Below are 17,087 nucleotides of genomic sequence, written 5' to 3' on the forward strand. Positions count from 1 at the left end.
CAGAGCACCAGGGTCGCCACGCCGGGGTGGCGACCCGGTGCACCGACCCGGGGAGAGTCATGGCGATCTTCCGCAGACTCCGCTCCACCTTCTTCGAGCGCACCGCCCAGGACAGCGACGGCAACGGCCGGGTGGCGTCCGTGGTGCCGGCCGCGCGGACCACCGAGGAGGTCGTCCGGACCACCGAGGAGGTCGCCGCACCGACGACCAGCCTGGACCCGGCCGTCGTGCCCCGCTGTTTCGGCCCGGTGCCGAACTTCGCGTACAGCCCGCGCCCTGTGCGGGACGCCGACGGCCGGCTGGTGCCCGGGACCGGGCTGCGCAAGTTCATCGACGCGCTGCCCGTCCCGGGCCAGACCGCACCGCCCGTCCCGGGCCAGACCGCACCGCCCGTCCCGGGCCAGACCGCACCGCCCGTCCCGGGCCAGACCGCACCGCCCGTCCCGGGCCAGACCGCACCGCCCGTGGCGGGCACCGGACTCGGCGCGTACCTGCCGGTGGCCGTCGCGGACACGATCAGCTATCCGGGCTGCGACTACTACGAGATCGGCCTGCAGGAGTACGCCCAACGCCTGCACCGGGACCTCCCGGCCACCCGGCTGCGCGGCTACCGGCAGCTCAACCTCGGCACCGACGCGTCGGGGCACAACACCGTCGCGCCGCCGGAGCGGCCCTGGCACCTCGGCCCGGTGATCCTCGCCCGGCGGGGCCGGCCGGTCCGGGTGAAGTTCATCAATCAGCTGCCCACCGGCCGGGCCGGCGAGTTGTTCCTCCCGGTCGACGACACGGTCGACGGAGCGGGTCCGGGCCCGTTGGGCGGCCCCGCGCCGTACCCGCAGAACCGGGCGGTGCTACACCTGGCCGGGGCTCGGACCGGCTGGACCAGCGCCGGCAATCCGGGGCAGTGGATCACCCCGGCCGCGGAGATCACCCCGTACCCGACCGGCACGGGCCTGACCCACGTGCCGGACATGCCGCCGCCCGGTGCGGGCGCCACCACGCTGTACTACCCGAACGAGCAGAGCGGGCGTCTGCTGTGGTTCCACGACAACACCCTCGGCCTGGCCCGGCTCACCGTCTACGGTGGGCAGCTCGCGCTCTACCTGCTCACCGACCCGGCCGAGGAGCAGCTCGTGGCCGACGGGGTGCTGCCGGCCGAGCAGGTGCCGCTGGTCATCGAGGACAAGACGTTCGTGCCGGACGACACCCAGCTCGCCGCCGAGGATCCGACCTGGGACCGGGAACGCTGGGGCGCCCGGGGCAGCCTCTGGCACCCCCACGTCTACCAGCCGCGACAGGACCCGTACCGCCCCGGTGGGCGCAACCCGACCGGGCGGTGGGACTACGGCCCCTGGTCCCGTGACCCGGCCCCGGGCGGCGTCGGAAACACGGCCATCCCGGCCGGGGCCGTGCCCAACCCGCTGCACGACCCGGTGGGCGCGCCGGACGAGCCGCCCCTTCGGCCTGACGTGCCGCACCCGTCCGCGGTGCCCGAGGCGTACGGCGACACTCCGCTGGTCAACGGTGTCGCCTACCCATACCTGGAGGTGCGGCCCCGCGTGTACCGGTTCCGGATCCTCAACGCCTGCCTGGACCGCAGCGTCAACCTTCAGCTCTACCGGGCCTGCTCGGACGGGCCGATGTGGACCGACGACGGTGTTCTGGCCGACGCGGAGGCTGGCGAGGTGCCGATGGTGGCCGCCGTGCGGGCGGCGGACCGGCCGGCGGGCTGGCCGACCGACGGGCGTGACGGCGGGGTGCCGGACCCTCGTGCGGCCGGGCCGGCGTTCGTCCAGATCGGGAACGAGGGCGGCCTGCTGCCCGCCCCGGTGGTGCTGCCGAACCGACCGGTCGGCTTCCGGTACGACCGGCTCGACCCGACCGTGCTGAACGTCGACGGGCACACCCTGCTGCTCGCCCCGGGCGAACGAGCCGACGTGCTGGTCGACTTCGCCGCCGTCCCGGCGGGCAGCACGCTGATCCTGTACAACGACGCGCCCACCCCGTTGCCCGGGTTCGATCCGCGTTACGACCAGCACGCCGACGCCACCGACCGGACCGCCGAGGGCGGGCCGCCGCCCACCGAGCTGGGGTACGGTCCGAACACCCGTACCCTGCTCCAGTTCCGGGTCACCGGGGCGCCGGAGCCACCGTACGACCTGGCCCGGCTGCGGGAGCGGCTGCCCGTGGCCTACGCGGCCAGCCAACGCCCGCCGGTCGTTCCGCAGCCGGCGTACGACGAGGCGTTCGGCACCCGGACGACACGGGAGACGACGGTGCCGGTGCACGCGGACACGGTGACCTTCACCCCGGCGGGCGCGGCCGGCCCGGTGACCCTGCCCGTCGAGGTGAAGGCCGCTCAGCAGGTCTTCGAGCCCGACCACGGCCGGCTGGCGGGTCGACTCGGCGTCGGGCACCCGCACGCCGGGCCACTCACCCCGGCGACGCTCCCCCTCGGCCCGACCGACCCGGTGACCGAGGTGCTCTTCGCGGCCGACCCGGCCGTGCCGGTCGGCGCGCCGACCGACGGCACGCAGCTGTGGCGGATCAGCGGCAACGTCCGACAGACCGAGCCGCTGTGCTTCGGCGGCTGCGACGTGCAGGTGGTCAACCGGGTCGGCTGGGACGGCACGGTGCGCGCCCCCCACGGTGCCGAGCTGGGTTGGAAGGACATCGTCCGGGTCAATCCCCGCGAGGACGTGGTGGTGGCGGTGCGCCCGGTCGCCCCGACGCTGCCGTTCAAGCTGGGCGACAGCGTCCGGCTGCTCGACCCGGGCCGCCCTGCCGGGATCCGGACCGGCTCGGCACCGGTCAGCCCCGCCGACGGGCGGCCGGCGGTGGTGGTCAACCAGCTCGTCAACCTGGGCTGGGAGTACCGCTGGCACAGCCGGCTCGCCGCCCACCGCGACCTGGGGATGAGCCGGCCGTTGGTGCTGCGGGTGGCCCCCAAGGCACCGACCGGGCTGACCGCCACACCGGTGCCCGGCTCGGCCACCGCGCTGCCGGCGATCGCGCTGGCCTGGACCGGCAACGGCGGCCGTCCGCCCGCCACCAGCCACGTGCTGCAACGGGCCACCGACGCGACGTTCGGTGGTGAGGTCACCACCATCACCGTCGCGGCGACCGCGACCCGTTACACCGATGCGACGGTGACCCCCGGCGTGACCTACCACTACCGGATCAGGGCGGAGAACGCGGTCAGCTACTCGTCCTGGTCGAACAGCGTGCCCGCGTCCGTGCACCTGCCCGCCCCGGTCGGCATGGTCGCCGTGATCCCTCCGGCCGCGCCGCTACGGGTGGCCCTGCGCTGGACGAACCGTTCCTTCGCCACCGGCATCGACGTGCAACGGGCCACCAATCCCACCTTCACCAGTGGCCCCGGCACGACGGCGATCGGGGTCGGCAACAGTCACCTGGACATCGCGGTCGCACCGGAGACCACGTACTACTACCGGGTCCGGACCACGTACCTGGGCGCCGCGTCGGCGTGGTCGACGGTGGCAGCGGTGACCACCCCGGCCGTGCCGGGCACCCCGATCGAGGTCAGCGTCACCGCCAGCGCGCCGGGGCCGGACACGGCCACGGTGATCCTCGGCTGGGGGCCGGGCACGACCGCCAGCTCCGGCTCCGGCTCCGGCTCCGGCTCCGGCTCCGGCTCCGGCTCCGGCTCCGGGTTCATCGTGCAGCGGGCGCTGGACCCGGCGTTCGACCGGGAGGTGGCCACGTTCACGGTGACCGGTAGCGGTTTCACCAACACGGGGCTGGCCCGGGGCGTGACCTACCACTACCGGATCCGGTCATTCAACGTGGTGGGCAGCTCGCCGTACACCGGGCCGGTCTCCGTCACGACACCGCCGTGACCGGCCCGCGGCGCCGGTGCCCGGCGGGCGTCAGCGGGTGGGCGCGCGCAGCGGGGTGCCGGCGGCGCGCAGCTCGGCGAGCGCCGACGCCACGCCGTGCAGCAGGTCGGTGGCCTCGGTGAGCCGGTCGGCGGCCGGGTGGGCGCTCTCGGGTCGGGAGTCCTCGGCCAGGTAGCCGGCGGCGGCCACGACGAGCCGTTCGTAGGCCGCGACGCCGCTCTCCAGTTGGGCGACCAGCGCGCCGTGCGCGTCGGCCAGCGGTGCCCGGGCGTCGGGCGGTGCCAGCCGCAACGCCCGTTCGACGCTGGCCACCCGGGCGGCCAGGTCGCGCAGCGACCGGTCGGCGGCGGCGGCCTCCAGCACGGCCGGCTCGGCCAGCCCGGTGAGTCGCGGTGCCATCCCGGCCAGGGTGAGCGCCGCCCGGTCCAGGCGGGCCCACTGGGCTCCGGCGGTGGTGCCGCGCAGCGCGACCCGGGAGCGGACCCGGCGGACCTCGGCCAGCACACCGTGGCCGACCGGCAGCCGTTCGACGGCGGCCACCAGCCGCGCCCGGGACCGGGCCGCGGCCTCGGCCGGATCCAGTGCCGGGGGCGCCGGCCGGGCGGCCAACGCCCGCAGGTCGATCCACCGCCAGGCGGCGAGCGCCACCGCACTGCCCGCGGCGCCCGCCCAGGCCGCGTCGGGCAGACCGAGGCCGGCGTACGGGGTCAGCACCGCGGCAGCGCCGCCGAGCCCACCGGCCAGCACACTCCACCGCCGGGCGGAGCGGCGCAGCCGACCCAGCTGGCGGAAGTACCGGGTTCGCTCGTCCGCCACCCTGACCTCCTCGGATGAGACGTTCAGCTCGCGGCGGTCGGGTCGCCGGTGCCCCGTTCGCGGGCCATGCTGGCGCGCAGCTCGTCCAGCCGGGCCGCAGCGGCGGGGTCGCCGACCTTCTCGGCCTGCGGTACGGCCGGTCGCTGTGCCACGCCGCCGAGCTGCTCCCCGGCCATGCTGGACCGGATCTGCTCCAGCCGGGCCGAACCGGCGGAGTCGATGGTCGCCTTCTGGATCTCCAGCATGCGGCCCTCGACCGAGTTGCCGGCCAGTTCCGCGCGGCCCATCGCGTTGGCGTACCGCCGCTCGATGCGGTCCCGCACCTCGTCCAGGGAGGGGGTGTTGCCGGGGGCGGTGAGCGACGACATCGACTCCAGCGAGCGGGCCACCGTCTCCTGCATCTTGGCCTGCTCCAGCTGGCTGAGCAGCTTGGTGCGCTCGGCGAGCTTCTGCTGGAGGATCATCGAATTGTTCTCGACCGCCCGGCGGGCCTGCGCGGCGGCGCCCAACGCCTGGTCGTGCAGGGTCTTGAGATCCTCGGTGGCCTGCTCGGCGGAGACCAGCTGGGTGGCGAGGGTCTGCGCGGACTGCTCGAAGCGCCCGGCCTCGGCCTCGTCGCCCTTGGCGCGGGCCTGGTCGGCCAGCACGAGGGCCTGCCGGGCGTTGCCCTGCAACCGTTCGACCTCGGTCATCTGCCGGGACAGCTTCATCTCCAGCTGGCGCTGGTTGCCGATCACCGCGGCGGCCTGCTGCACCAGCGCCTGGTGCTGGCGCTGGGCATCCTCGATGGCCTGCTGGATCTGCACCTTGGGATCGGCGTGCTCGTCGATCTTGGCACCGAAGAGTGCCATCAGATAGTTCCAACCCTTGACGAACGGGTTCGCCATCTCCGCGGTATCCCCTCAGTAGCGTCACTCCACCCGCGGTCAGACCGGAATGGGCCGGCCGACCGCGACCCCGGCCGGTCTCCATCGTCCCAGCCGAACGCCACCTCGGCATCCGTACCGGGCGGTCGACGGCACCGGCAGATCCTGTGGGCAACCCTACGCGGCTGGGGCCGGCTCGCCCATGGTCAACCGGGAGGAGGCGCTCAGGCGGCGCAGACCACGTCCCGGTCGCGCTCGGTGGGGCGCACGCGGGTGCTGCGCAGCGTGGCCTTGAGCGGCGACTCGTGGCGGACCGAGACAGCGACCTTGCCGTCGGAGGTGACCTGGCGTACGCCCCGGTTGGTGCTCTTGCGCACGGTGGCCGCCGCGCCGACGGGCGCGGCCTCGGCCGGCTCGTCCTGCATGCCGACGAGCACCCCGGGCATCTGCTCGGCGAGCGCCACGGTGTCGCTCACCTCCCGCAGCAGCTCGGACAGGCGGGCACCGAGCGCGTCACAGATCGCGGCCAGCAGTTCGCTGGACGGCTCCTTGTGCCCCCGTTCGATCTCGGAGAGGTAGCCGAGGCTGACGTTCGCCGCGGTGGACACCTCGCGCAGGGTGCGGTGCTGCCCCTGCCGGCGCGCCCGCAGTGCGTCACCGATTACCCGGCGTAGCAGGACCATCGCACCTCCCCCTGAGGGATACCTCTCGCCCGGCGTCGGGCAGCCGGTCGCGGCGGACCGCGCCGGCTCCGAGCGTCGGAGCCTTCCCGCAACCGTACCCGGTGCGAGCCCGTGCGACATCCCGCCCCGCCCGTCGGATCGCCCGCGGCTGCTCACCGGCGTCCAACGCCCACCGCCGCCCGCTCGGCGTCGTCGGCGTGGATCCGCTCGGCGAGCAGCCGCAACGCCTCGATCACGGCCGTCGAGCGGACGTGGTCCCGGCCACCGTCCAGGTCGAGCTGGCGGACCTCGCCGCCGTTCGGGCCGGAGACCGCGACGTAGACCAGGCCGACGGGCTTGTCGTCCTGCGGTTCGGGGCCGGCGACGCCGGTGGTGGCGAGGCCCCAGTCGGCGCCGCACCGCTGCCGGCCACCCGCGGCGAGCGCCGCCGCGACGTCCGGGTCCACCGGCCCCCGTTCGGCCAGCAGCTCGGGCGGTACGCCGGCCAGCGTGGCCTTCAGCTCGGTGGCGTAGACGACGAGGCCGCCCCGGTAGATCCCGCTGACCCCGGCGATCTCCACGATCGACGCGGCGAGCATACCGCCGGTGAGCGACTCGACCGTGGCCAGCGTCTCGTGCCGTTGCGCCAGGCTGTGCACGACCCCCGCCGCCGGGCTACCCGCGGACTCCTCCCCCACCGCCGCACCACCCCCCAAACCCACATCCGGCTGCATCAACCCGTCCTTCCCCACCCCCGGCCACCCAACCCTCCCGGTCCGATCGCGTCGATCATGACGTTGGCGGCGCGACACGCCGAGCCGGATGGCGGCAACCCCATGATCAACCGGGTCGGCCGCGTGAGGTGCGGGGTCAGCGGGCGCGGCGGAGGCGCAGGGCCTGGACCACGTAGTCGAAGCCGGTCACCACCGTCACCAGGACGGCGGCGGCCATGATCCAGGGGCCGACGGTGGCGAGGGCGGCCGGCATCGGCCACAGGTACCAGGCGATGGCCAGGATCTGGAGCGCGGTCTTGACCTTGCCGCCGCGGCTGGCGGCGATCACGCCGTGCCGGATCACCCAGAACCGCAGCCCGGTGATGCCCAGCTCACGGACGAGGATCAGCACGGTCACCCACCAGGGCAGCCGGTCGTACCAGGAGAGCAGCAGCAGGGCCGCGCCGGTGAGCGCCTTGTCGGCGATCGGATCGGCCACCTTGCCGACCGAGGTGACCAGCCCGAACCGGCGGGCGATCCAGCCGTCCACCAGGTCGGTCGCGGACGCCACCGCGAAGATCAGGCAGGCCGCCATCCGCCAGCCGGCATGGCTCATCCCGGACACGATCACCGAGGCGGCGAAGACCGGCACCAGCACCAGCCGCAACGCGGTCAACGCGTTGGCGGCGTTGAGCACGGGCACCCGCGCGACCACCCGGGCCGGCGTCGACTCCGTCGCCCCGGTCACCGTCTCGCTCCACTCGGGCCGCCGTGGCGCTCCCGGGACCACACCACCTGGCTCCCCCGCTCCGTTCGGGCCCGCCGTCACCGTGCCGCGCCGGGCGCCGCCGAGATCATCTCATCCGGCACGGCGAGCAGGTCCACCCCTTCGGTGCCGGTCACCGTGGCACGCACCAGGTCACCCGGGCGCAGCGCGGCCAGATCGACCCCACCCTCCACCGGGGCGACCAGGGTGGTGGAACCGTCCACCTCCGGCGCCTGGTGCGCCGCCCGGCCCTCCACCACACCATCGGCGATCGAGTCGACCAGCACCTCGACGGTCGAGCCGAGCCGGTCCTCGGCGCGCTGCGAGCACAGCTCGTCGGCGAGCGCGCTGAGCCGGTCGTAGCGCCGCTTGATGGTCGCGGCGGAAACCTTGCCGGGCAGCCCGGCGGCCTCGGTGCCGTCCTCGTCGCTGTAGTCGAACATGCCGATCGCGTCGAGGCGGGCCTCGGTGAGGAACCGGACCAGCTCGTCGACGTCCGCGCGGGTCTCGCCGGGGAAGCCGACGATGAAGTTGCTCCGCGCACCCGCCTCCGGCGCCAACTCCCGGGCGCTGGCCAGCAGCTCCAGGAACCGGTCGGTGGAGCCGAAACGGCGCATCCGGCGCAGCACGGGCTCACTGGAGTGCTGGAACGACAGGTCGAAGTAGGGCGCCACGCCCGGCGTACCGGCGATGGCCGCCACCAGCCCGGGTCGGGTCTCGGCCGGCTGGAGGTAGCTCACCCGCACCCGGACGATGCCGGTCACCGCGGCGAGCTGCGGCAGCAGCTTCTCCAGAGCCCGGGGGTCGCCCAGGTCCTTGCCGTACGACGTGGAGTTCTCACTGACCAGCACCAGCTCGCGTACGCCGGTCTTGGCCAGCCACTCCGCCTCGGCGAGCAGCTCGTCCGGCGTCCGCGAGACGAACGCGCCACGGAACGCGGGGATCGCGCAGAACGCGCACCGGCGGTCGCAGCCGCTGGCCAGCTTCAGCGAGGCCACCGGGCCGGTGTCCAGCCGGCGCCGCAGCACCTGGCGCAGGTGCGCCGGGGTGTGCTCGTCGGTGTCGACGGCGCTGCGGGCCACGGTGCCGTGCCCGGGCAGCGACACGGCGGAGTCGCGCCGCTTCACCGGGGTCAACGGCAGCAGCTCCCGCCGGTCCCGGGGGGTGTGCGCGGTGACCTGCTCGCCGGCGACGACCGCGTTCAGCCGGGCGGCGATGTCCGGGTAGTCGTCGAAGCTCAGCACCGCCTGCGCCTCGGGCAGGCTGTCGGCCAACTCCCGGCCGTACCGCTCGGCCATGCAGCCCGCCGCGACCACTTTGGCGCCGGTGCCGGCGGCGGCGAGCAGGGTCTGGATGGAGTCCTGCTTGGCCTTCTCCACGAAGCCGCAGGTGTTGACGACCACCACGTCGGCGCCCTCGCCATCGGTGGTCACCTGCCAGCCGTCGGCGTGCAGCCGGGCGGCCAACTCCTCCGAGTCGACCTCGTTGCGGGCACAACCCAGGGTCAGCAGGGCGACACGACGGCCCTCGGCGTTGTCATCAGAGGAGGTGGCAGACACCATCCGAGGGTACCGGGCCGACCTGGGAACCCCACGCACGCGTACCGGGCCACCCGGCCAGGTGTACGCCGCGTCACCAACCCCGGGTGGCGACGCCCCCGACGACGGGCTACGGCGTGGCCCGCTGGACGGTCACCCCGAGCACCCGCCGGCTCCACGGTCGGACCCGCGCGGTCACGATGTCACCGAGCCGGCATTCGTCGGCGATCTTGTGCGGGAGGATCCACGCGCGCAACCGGTCGGCGTGGCCGTCGTCGATGACGAGGTAGTGGTTGATCGGTCTGCCCGGACCGTCGTCCGAGGGCTGCCGTTGCCAGACCTCGTGCCAGAGCACCTCCCCGGTGACCGTGGTCGGGGCGGTCCGGCCCAGCGGGGCCTGGTAGCGGGCGAGCCCACCCGGGTAGCTGACGCTCACCTGCCGCCACCTACCTCCGTACGACGACCAGAGCAGCCCGCGGTCGGCCACGCCGAAGGTGATCAGAGAGGACGTGCGGCCGAGCGCGCACGCGTACGCCAGGTAGCGGTCCCCGGCCGTGACGGCGGCGGGCGGCAGGTCGCCGGTGGCCGCGTGCCCGGCGAGCCGGGCGCGCAGCCCCAGCCAGCGGGCGGCGGCGGCGCGCCCGGCCGGGGTGTCCCGCTCACCCAGGTCCCGGCCCGCGATGGCCGCGAGCACCATGGCGGTGACGACGAAGGCGGCGCCCGCGCCGAGGCGGTCCCCGCCGGAGCGGGTCACGTAGTGCCAGGAACCGACCGCGACCCCACCGGCCGCGACCACACCGAGCATCCTGAGCAGGGTGACCAGCGGGCGGGAGACCCGTGGGCGGGACACCCCGAGCCGTCGGGCGTCGGCCACGACCGCGTGGCGCAGCCGCGTGGACCAGTCGGTGGACCAGGCGGCGTCGGAGAAGTTCAGCGCGGCCAGCGGGACGACACCCTCGACCGCGCGTTCGGCCACCCGGTCGTAGACCTGGCGCTCGTACGGATTGAGGTCGTCGGGCGCGCGGCCGGTGAGGTGCACGGTGGTGGTGCGGGAATCCGGGTCGGCCTGGCGCAGCTCCAGATACCGGCGCGCGGCGAGGTCGAGCAGGGTGGACTGGGCCGCGTCGCCGGTCTGCCGCCACCCGTTGGCCAGCAGGTTCACCACGGCTGGGGGTTCCTGACCGGGGAACCCCGCGACAGCGGCGCCCGGGGTCACCACAGTGGGTCGGCTGGCCAGCACGGTGGTCACGTAGAGCACCACCCAGCAGGCCAGGCTCGCCACCGGCAGGCCGATCTCGATGACCGGGTCGGAGAGGTTCACTACCGCGAGGGTCATGGCGCCTCATGTTCGGGTCGCTCCGCCGGCCCCGTCGCGGCGGTCACCCACATCATGATCGAATAGCGGTGCCGCCAGGCCGCCCGGTCGCACAGGTGACGCTCCTCCGATCGGCCAGTCCGTCCGCGACGGGCGTCCCGATCTACCGCGTCGCGACGCCCACCCGGGTCAGCGCGTCGAGCAGGAAGACCTCGGTGCCGGCCAGACCGGTGGAGCAGAAGACGGAGATCTGGTCCGCCGTGGTCCGGCCGGGGACCGCGCCGGCCAGGATGCCGCCCAGGTCACGCAACCGATCGGCGTACGGGGGCAGGGCGGCCAGCATCGGCGGCTGGTAGTCCGCCGCCTGGGCGGGCGAGTCGGTGACCAGCAGATCGGCGGCGTCCAGCAGGTCGGTGCCGAACTCGCTGCGGTCGCGCTGCTTGAAGCCGACCGCGTTGACGTGCGTGCCGGGGCTCAGGTCGGCGGCGTGCAGCACCGGGGTCGGGCTGGTGGTGGCGAGCACCACGATGTCCCGCCCGGTCACGGCTGACCGCGGATCGTCCACCGCTCGCGCCGGTACGCCCAGTTCCGCACGGACACGGGCGGCGAAGGAACCCCGGCGGGCGGCGGAGCGGCTGTACACCACCACCTCGCGCAGGGGGCGGACCGCCGCGGCGGCCCACACCTGGGTCCACGCCTGGCGGCCGGACCCGATCACCGCGAGGGTCGCCGCGTCCGGCCGGGCCAGCGCGTCGACGGCGACCCCGCCCAGCCCACCGGTACGCCGGGAACCCAGCTCCTCCCCGACGGCGACCGCCCGGATCGCCCCGGTGCCCGCGTCGTGCAGGACGACCAGCTGCTCGGCCTGCGGGTGGCCGAAGGTGTCGTACGAGCGGAAGCCGTACCACTCGCCGAGCAGGTGTCCGGCGGTGAGCACCATCCGTCCACCGGCCAGCGGGGCGGCGGCCCGGGGTGGCGCGACCAGGCGTCCCTCGTACGCGGCCAGAAGCGCGGCGCGCATGGCGTCGACCGTGGTGGCGGCGTCCAGGGCGGCGGCGACCTCGGGGTCGGCATAGAGCAGGGTCATGGTGGCGATACTGCACGTTGAAGTCAGGTAGAGGTCAACGAACCGTGGCCGGAGTCACCACCACGCCGTCCGGGCCGGTGCTAGCGTCGGCTCCGGTGGCCCCGGATGCTCGCGGCCGCTCCGGACGAGTGGTGGGCGTACCCGGTCAGGCCAAGACGCCCCGTGTGACGTGCAGACTCGACTCGTCCCGGCGCGGCAGCCCCGGGCGCTCTCCGTGAGGTGGACGATGGCCTGGCTCGTACTGGTGATCTCGGGGCTGCTGGAGACGGCTTGGGCGATCGCCCTGGACCGCAGCGCCGGCCTCAGCCGGCTGGTTCCATCCCTGGTGTTCGTGGTGACCCTGGTGCTGAGCATGGGCGGGCTGGCGTACGCGCTGCGGGAGATCCCGGTCGGCACCGGGTACGCGGTCTGGGTCGGCATCGGCGCGGTCGGCACCGCCCTGGTCGGGATGCTGGCGCTTGGTGAGTCGGCGAGCCTGCCCCGAATCCTCTGCCTGCTGCTGGTGCTCGCGGGCGTCGTCGGTCTGAAGATCTTTCACTGAAGAGGGACGCGTGACCAGCGCCCACAGTGGGTAGTGATCGATCCGTCACCACAGGCTCTCAGAGGGCGGTCTGAGGATGTTCGACTTGATCTATGGCTTGCGTCCAGTTGGCGATCTTTCAGCGGGTTTCGTCGTATGGCGATCGCTCGATGTTGTGAAAGGTGAATCCTGGTCGTGACCGTCGAGCGGTCGCGGCGTTAGGCCCGTCATGGGTGATCGAAAGCCGTATCCCAGTGACGTCAGTGACGAGCAGTGGGCGTTGATCGGGCCGTTCCTGCGGGCGTGGAAGGCCAGGCGTGTCTCGGTCTCGGGTCATCAGGGCGACTACGACCTGCGGGAGATCGTGAACGCGATCCTCTACCAGAACCGGACCGGCTGTCAGTGGGCGTACCTGCCGCACGACCTGCCCCCGAAGTCGGCGACCTACTACTACTTCGCCCTGTGGCGTGACGACGGCACCGACCAGACGATCCACGACCTCCTGCGCTGCCAGGCACGGGAGAAGGCCGGCCGGGCCGAGGACCCGACCGCGGTCGTACTGGACACCCAGTCGATCCGGGCCGCGAACCACGTCCCGGCCGCCACGACCGGCAAAGACGCCGCGAAGAAGGTACCCGGCCGCAAGCGGGGCCTGGCCGTGGACACGTTGGGCCTGATCATCGCGGTCGTGGTGACCGCCGCGTCGGCCACCGACAACGCCATCGGCATCCATCTGCTCGACAAGGTCGTCGAACACACACCGACGGTCACCCGCGCCTGGGTCGACGCCGGGTTCAAACAGGACTTCGCGCTGCACGGCGCCGTCCTGGGTGTCGATGTCGAGGTCGTCAAACGCGCCGACACCAGGCCCGGCTTCGTGCCGATCCGCAAACGGTGGATCGTGGAGCAGACCCACGGCACGCTCATGCTCCACCGCCGTCTCGTGCGCGAGTACGAGAGCCGACCGGAATCGGCCGTGTCCCGAACGTTGTGGGCATCCACGGCGAACATCATGCGTCGGCTGACCGGGACCAGCACACCCACCTGGCGGCACCGGTGAACCTGCCCGCGATCCTCGACCTGATCGCCGAACGCGAAACCACCGCGCGCCAGGCCGCCGACCAGCTCCGCGAGAAGATCACCACCCTCACCGCAGAACTCGCCCGCATCGACAGCGACCTGGCCGACCTGGCAACCACCCGCACCACCCTGCGCACCCTCGCCGCCACCGAGTTCACAGCCGAGGACCCGACGATAGCCAGCGCCCCCTACCAGCAGATCCTGCACGTCCTCACCACCGCGCCCACCGGCATGCGGGCAAAGGGCATCTGCCTCGCACTCGGCGTCGAACCCTCACCGAAACACGTCGAAGCCACCCGCGCGAAGCTGAAACGCATGGTCAACCACCAGGTCCTGACCGAAGACGAACCCGGAATGTTCACTCTCGCCCCGAAACGGACCTAATCTTTCGAACCACCCTCTCACACACCGGAGGCACACATGGCCGACGTCCCGACCACCGCCCGCCCGCGCAGCAACGCCGCCCGGATCCTCACCATCGTGGGCTTCGTCTTCGCGGTCCTCGCCCTGCTGCTCAACCCGATCATCTTCGGCGTGCTCGGCGTGATCGCGGGCATCGTCGGCGCCGTGCTGGGCGACAAGCCCCTGGGCTGGTACGCCGCCGCCGCCAGTGTCGTCGCCGCAATCATCAGCCTGGTGATCATCGGCGCGCTGATCAACAACTGACCGCCCCCGCCGTCACGGGCCCGCCGGCTGCCGGCGGGCCCGTCGTGCGTTCCCGGAGGCCCGCCGCATCTCCCGTGCCCGCCGTGCCTCCCGAGGTCCGGTCGGGTCAGTCCCCGTCGCCGCGCAGGCCGACCAGGACCTCCTCCAGCTCGTCCGGCTTGATCAGCACGTCGCGCGCCTTCGAGCCCTCCGACGGCCCGACCACCCCGCGGGTCTCCATCAGGTCCATCAGTCGGCCCGCCTTGGCGAAGCCGACCCGCAGCTTGCGCTGCAGCATCGAGGTGGAGCCGAATTGTGAGGTGACCACCAGCTCCACCGCCTGCATCAGCAGGTCGAGGTCGTCGCCGATGTCCTCGTCGATCTTCTTCTTGCTCTCCTGCGCCGGTGCCAGCACGTCCGGGCGGAACTCGGGCTCCCGCTGGTCCTTGCAGAACTTCACCACGTCGGCGATCTCGCGCTCGGTGACCCAGGCACCCTGGATGCGCACCGGCTTGGAGGCGCCCATCGGCAGGAAGAGCCCGTCGCCGCGACCGAGCAGCTTCTCCGCGCCCGGCTGGTCGAGGATGACCCGGGAGTCGGCGAGCGACGAGGTCGCGAACGCCAGCCGGGACGGCACGTTCGCCTTGATCAGACCGGTCACCACGTCGACCGAGGGACGCTGGGTGGCCAGCACCAGGTGGATGCCGGCCGCCCGGGCCAGCTGGGTGATCCGGACGACCGAGTCCTCCACGTCGCGCGGCGCCACCATCATCAGGTCCGCCAGCTCGTCCACGATCACCAGCAGGTACGGGTACGGGCGCATCTCCCGTTCGCTGCCCGGCGGGGCCTTGATCTCGCCGTTGCGGACCTTGCGGTTGAAGTCGTCGATGTGCCGGACGCCGTTGGCGGCGAGATCGTCGTAGCGCATGTCCATCTCGCGGACCACCCAGTCCAGCGAGTCGGCCGCCTTCTTGGCGTTCGTCACGATGGGAGTGACCAGGTGCGGGATGCCCTCGTAGCCGGTCATCTCGACGCGCTTCGGGTCGATCAGCAGCAGCCGCACCTCGTCCGGGGTGGCCCGGGTGAGGATGGACACCAGCAGGGTGTTGAGGCAGCTCGACTTCCCGGCTCCCGTGGCGCCCGCGATGAGGATGTGCGGCATCTTGGCCAGGTTGGCGACCACGTAGCCGCCCTCGATGTCCTTGCCCAGCGCCACCACCATCGGGTGGTGGTCGCTGGTCGCCGCCCGCGAGCGCAGCACGTCGCCGAGCGCGACATTTTCCGGGTCGGTGTTGGGGATCTCCACGCCGACCGCGCTCTTGCCCGGGATCGGGCTGAGGATCCGCACGTCCGGCGACTTCACCGCGTACGCGATGTTGCGCGACAGCTGGGTGATCCGTTCGACCTTGACGCCGTGCCCCAGCTCCACCTCGTACCGGGTGACCGTCGGGCCACGGGTGAAGCCGGTGACCGCCGCGTCCACGTCGAACTGGTCGAACACTCCGGTCAGCGCGGCGATGACCTCGTCGTTGGCCTTGCTGCGGGTCTTCGCGGCGGCACCGGCGCTGAGCATGTTGGCCGGTGGCAGCGTGTAGTCGCCGGCAAGCCCGGTCAGCGCCAGCTGCTCGGCGCGGCTCGGCGCGGGCGAGTGCTCCGGCGGCTCGACCGGCTTACGGCTCGCCGGCACCTTCGCCGGCGCCTTGCGCGGCAGCACCATGGTCTCCTGGAGGTCGGCGCCCTCCAGGTCGTCGAAGTCGTCCGGGTCCAGCGGTAGTGGCATCCGCTTGGTCGGCCGCTTGCGCGCCGGCCGGGCCGCCGGCTCCTCCGACTCCTCGACGGCGTCCGGGGGCGCGACCAGCCCACCGGCGAGCAGGCCCAGCCGCTCGGGGATCTTGTTGATGGGTGTCGCGGTGACCACGAGCAGGCCGAAGAGGAGCAGCAGGACCAGCAACGGCACGGCGACCCAGGCGGTGACCGCCCGCTCCAGCAGCCCGCCGACACCCGCGCCGACCAGCCCACCGGCGTAGTCCCGCTGCACCGTGTCCGTCGGGTCCTGGCCGATCTGGAGCAGCGCGGCGGTCGACACCAGCAGCGAACCCCAACCGACCAACCCGCGTCCCCGGTGCGCCAGGTCGGCCGGCTGACGCATCAGCCGCCACGCCCCGATCATCAGCAGCACCGGCACGACCACGGAGATCGCACCCAGGAACAGCCGGACCGAGTCGGCCAGGCGCGCGCCCACCGGTCCCGCACCGGAGAACCACAGCGCGACGGCGCTGAGCAGGGCCAGCCCGAACAGCAGCAGCCCGGCGCCGTCGCGGCGGTGCTCGGGATCGAGATCGCGGGCCGAGGCGGCCTGCCGGCCGGCGGCCCGCACCGCCCAGCCCATCCCGTGCGCCAGCCCCATCCACAGTGCACCGACCGCGCGGCCGACGTAGACTGCCGGCCCCGGGCGGGTGGGCGCGGTGCGTCGCCGGACCGGTGCCCGGGTCTTCTTCGCCGGTTGACGGGCACGGCTGTTGGTGCCACCGCGCGGCGACGCGCCGCGTCGCCGGCTCGCCTGAGAGGTACGGCCCGCCATAGAGTCACGGTAACGGCGGGAGCCGGCAGATCGCCGCTTTTCCGGGTCGTGTCCGCGCGTCGCAGCACGGAACGCGCCGCCGGTCGTGATATCCGCCTCAGAAGGGATGCCCGATGGCGTCGCCGGGATACGAGGACGGTCCGGACGATCCGCTGGCCGGGCACCCCGATGTGTTGCGTCCGCTGACCGGCGAACTGGTCGCGGCGGTGCTCGCCGCGCGCGGCCGGCCGGTCGGTCTGGCGGTGAACGGCGACCTGGTGGGCCGCTTCGACGACAACCTGATCTGGTTCCTGCGCCTGGGCGGGGACGGCGAGCTGCTCCAGGTCCGCACGATGGTCACACCAACCTTCGGCATCGAACGGGTGCCCGACCTGTACGCCTTCTGCAACTCGTGGAACCACGACCGGCTCTGGCCCAAGGCGTTCGTGCACGTCGACGACGGTGGCCGGGCCCGGGTCTACGGCGAGGTGATCACCGATCTGGAGCGTGGGGTGACCCCGCACCAGCTCGACCAGCTGCTCGACTGTGGCATCTCGACCGGCTGCCAACTCGCCGTGGCCGTCGGCCGGCTGCCCGGCGCGGTGACGGCGTGACCGGCCGGGACGAGTTCACCGGCAGCCGCACCTTCCCGGCCAGCG

15 protein-coding genes and 1 riboswitch are annotated in these 17,087 nt (G+C 73.2%); of the genes, 6 read left to right on the plus strand and 9 right to left on the minus strand.

Annotated elements, in window-relative coordinates; genetic code table 11:
* Window positions 1-59 precede the first annotated feature (59 nt).
* Window positions 60-3,860 (plus strand): hypothetical protein, encoded by a 3,801-nt coding sequence (locus O7620_RS16290; protein ID WP_278123682.1) that lies wholly within the window; start codon window positions 60-62, stop codon window positions 3,858-3,860.
* A 30-nt stretch (window positions 3,861-3,890) separates the two neighbouring features.
* Here O7620_RS16290 and O7620_RS16295 read toward each other — a convergent pair whose 3' ends face one another.
* From O7620_RS16295 to O7620_RS16330, 8 genes are all read right to left on the minus strand, one after another.
* On the minus strand, window positions 3,891-4,676 hold the full coding sequence (locus O7620_RS16295; protein ID WP_151492440.1) for a hypothetical protein: 786 nt from the start codon (window positions 4,674-4,676) through the stop codon (window positions 3,891-3,893).
* A 23-nt stretch (window positions 4,677-4,699) separates the two neighbouring features.
* Complete coding sequence (locus O7620_RS16300; RefSeq protein WP_278123683.1) at window positions 4,700-5,563, minus strand: PspA/IM30 family protein; 864 nt, start codon at window positions 5,561-5,563, stop codon at window positions 4,700-4,702.
* Window positions 5,564-5,766: 203 nt separating this feature from the next.
* On the minus strand, window positions 5,767-6,225 hold the full coding sequence (locus tag O7620_RS16305; protein ID WP_151492438.1) for a helix-turn-helix transcriptional regulator: 459 nt from the start codon (window positions 6,223-6,225) through the stop codon (window positions 5,767-5,769).
* Between the two features lie 152 nt (window positions 6,226-6,377).
* Window positions 6,378-6,926, minus strand: a complete 549-nt coding sequence (locus O7620_RS16310) for a CinA family protein (RefSeq protein ID WP_278127034.1) — start codon at window positions 6,924-6,926, stop codon at window positions 6,378-6,380.
* A 148-nt stretch (window positions 6,927-7,074) separates the two neighbouring features.
* Complete coding sequence (gene pgsA / locus O7620_RS16315) at window positions 7,075-7,665, minus strand: CDP-diacylglycerol--glycerol-3-phosphate 3-phosphatidyltransferase (protein ID WP_151491458.1); 591 nt, start codon at window positions 7,663-7,665, stop codon at window positions 7,075-7,077.
* 77 nt (window positions 7,666-7,742) lie between these two features.
* On the minus strand, window positions 7,743-9,245 hold the full coding sequence (gene rimO, locus O7620_RS16320; RefSeq protein ID WP_278123684.1) for a 30S ribosomal protein S12 methylthiotransferase RimO: 1,503 nt from the start codon (window positions 9,243-9,245) through the stop codon (window positions 7,743-7,745).
* Between the two features lie 106 nt (window positions 9,246-9,351).
* The gene (locus tag O7620_RS16325; protein ID WP_278123685.1) at window positions 9,352-10,557 is read right to left on the minus strand and encodes a DUF2207 domain-containing protein; all 1,206 of its coding nucleotides are present in this window, start codon (window positions 10,555-10,557) and stop codon (window positions 9,352-9,354) included.
* Window positions 10,558-10,699: 142 nt separating this feature from the next.
* Window positions 10,700-11,623, minus strand: a complete 924-nt coding sequence (locus tag O7620_RS16330) for an ornithine cyclodeaminase family protein (protein ID WP_278123686.1) — start codon at window positions 11,621-11,623, stop codon at window positions 10,700-10,702.
* A 92-nt stretch (window positions 11,624-11,715) separates the two neighbouring features.
* Window positions 11,716-11,788: riboswitch (guanidine-III (ykkC-III) riboswitch) on the plus strand.
* Between the two features lie 61 nt (window positions 11,789-11,849).
* Here O7620_RS16330 and O7620_RS16335 point away from each other — a divergent pair.
* The 4 genes from O7620_RS16335 to O7620_RS16350 all read left to right on the plus strand — a co-directional run bounded on the left by O7620_RS16335 (window position 11,850) and on the right by O7620_RS16350 (window position 13,889).
* The gene (locus tag O7620_RS16335; RefSeq protein WP_278123687.1) at window positions 11,850-12,164 is read left to right on the plus strand and encodes an SMR family transporter; all 315 of its coding nucleotides are present in this window, start codon (window positions 11,850-11,852) and stop codon (window positions 12,162-12,164) included.
* 208 nt (window positions 12,165-12,372) lie between these two features.
* Window positions 12,373-13,203: an IS5 family transposase gene (locus O7620_RS16340; protein WP_278122041.1), complete on the plus strand. Its 831-nt coding sequence runs from the start codon at window positions 12,373-12,375 to the stop codon at window positions 13,201-13,203.
* Window positions 13,200-13,607 (plus strand): hypothetical protein, encoded by a 408-nt coding sequence (locus O7620_RS16345; RefSeq protein ID WP_278122040.1) that lies wholly within the window; start codon window positions 13,200-13,202, stop codon window positions 13,605-13,607. The genes O7620_RS16340 and O7620_RS16345 overlap by 4 nt, the downstream gene beginning before the upstream one ends.
* Before the next feature lie 36 nt (window positions 13,608-13,643).
* Complete coding sequence (locus tag O7620_RS16350; protein WP_151491463.1) at window positions 13,644-13,889, plus strand: hypothetical protein; 246 nt, start codon at window positions 13,644-13,646, stop codon at window positions 13,887-13,889.
* A gap of 106 nt (window positions 13,890-13,995) precedes the next feature.
* Here O7620_RS16350 and O7620_RS16355 read toward each other — a convergent pair whose 3' ends face one another.
* Window positions 13,996-16,449: a DNA translocase FtsK gene (locus O7620_RS16355; protein WP_278123688.1), complete on the minus strand. Its 2,454-nt coding sequence runs from the start codon at window positions 16,447-16,449 to the stop codon at window positions 13,996-13,998.
* A 113-nt stretch (window positions 16,450-16,562) separates the two neighbouring features.
* Between O7620_RS16355 and O7620_RS16360 the strand changes: the two genes are divergently transcribed.
* Entirely contained in the window at window positions 16,563-17,042 is a 480-nt protein-coding gene (locus tag O7620_RS16360; RefSeq protein ID WP_151491465.1) for a YbjN domain-containing protein, read from the plus strand.
* Window positions 17,043-17,087: the final 45 nt, after the last annotated feature.

It is taken from the genome of Micromonospora sp. WMMD710 (genome assembly GCF_029626045.1).
Classification (GTDB): Bacteria; Actinomycetota; Actinomycetes; order Mycobacteriales; family Micromonosporaceae; genus Micromonospora.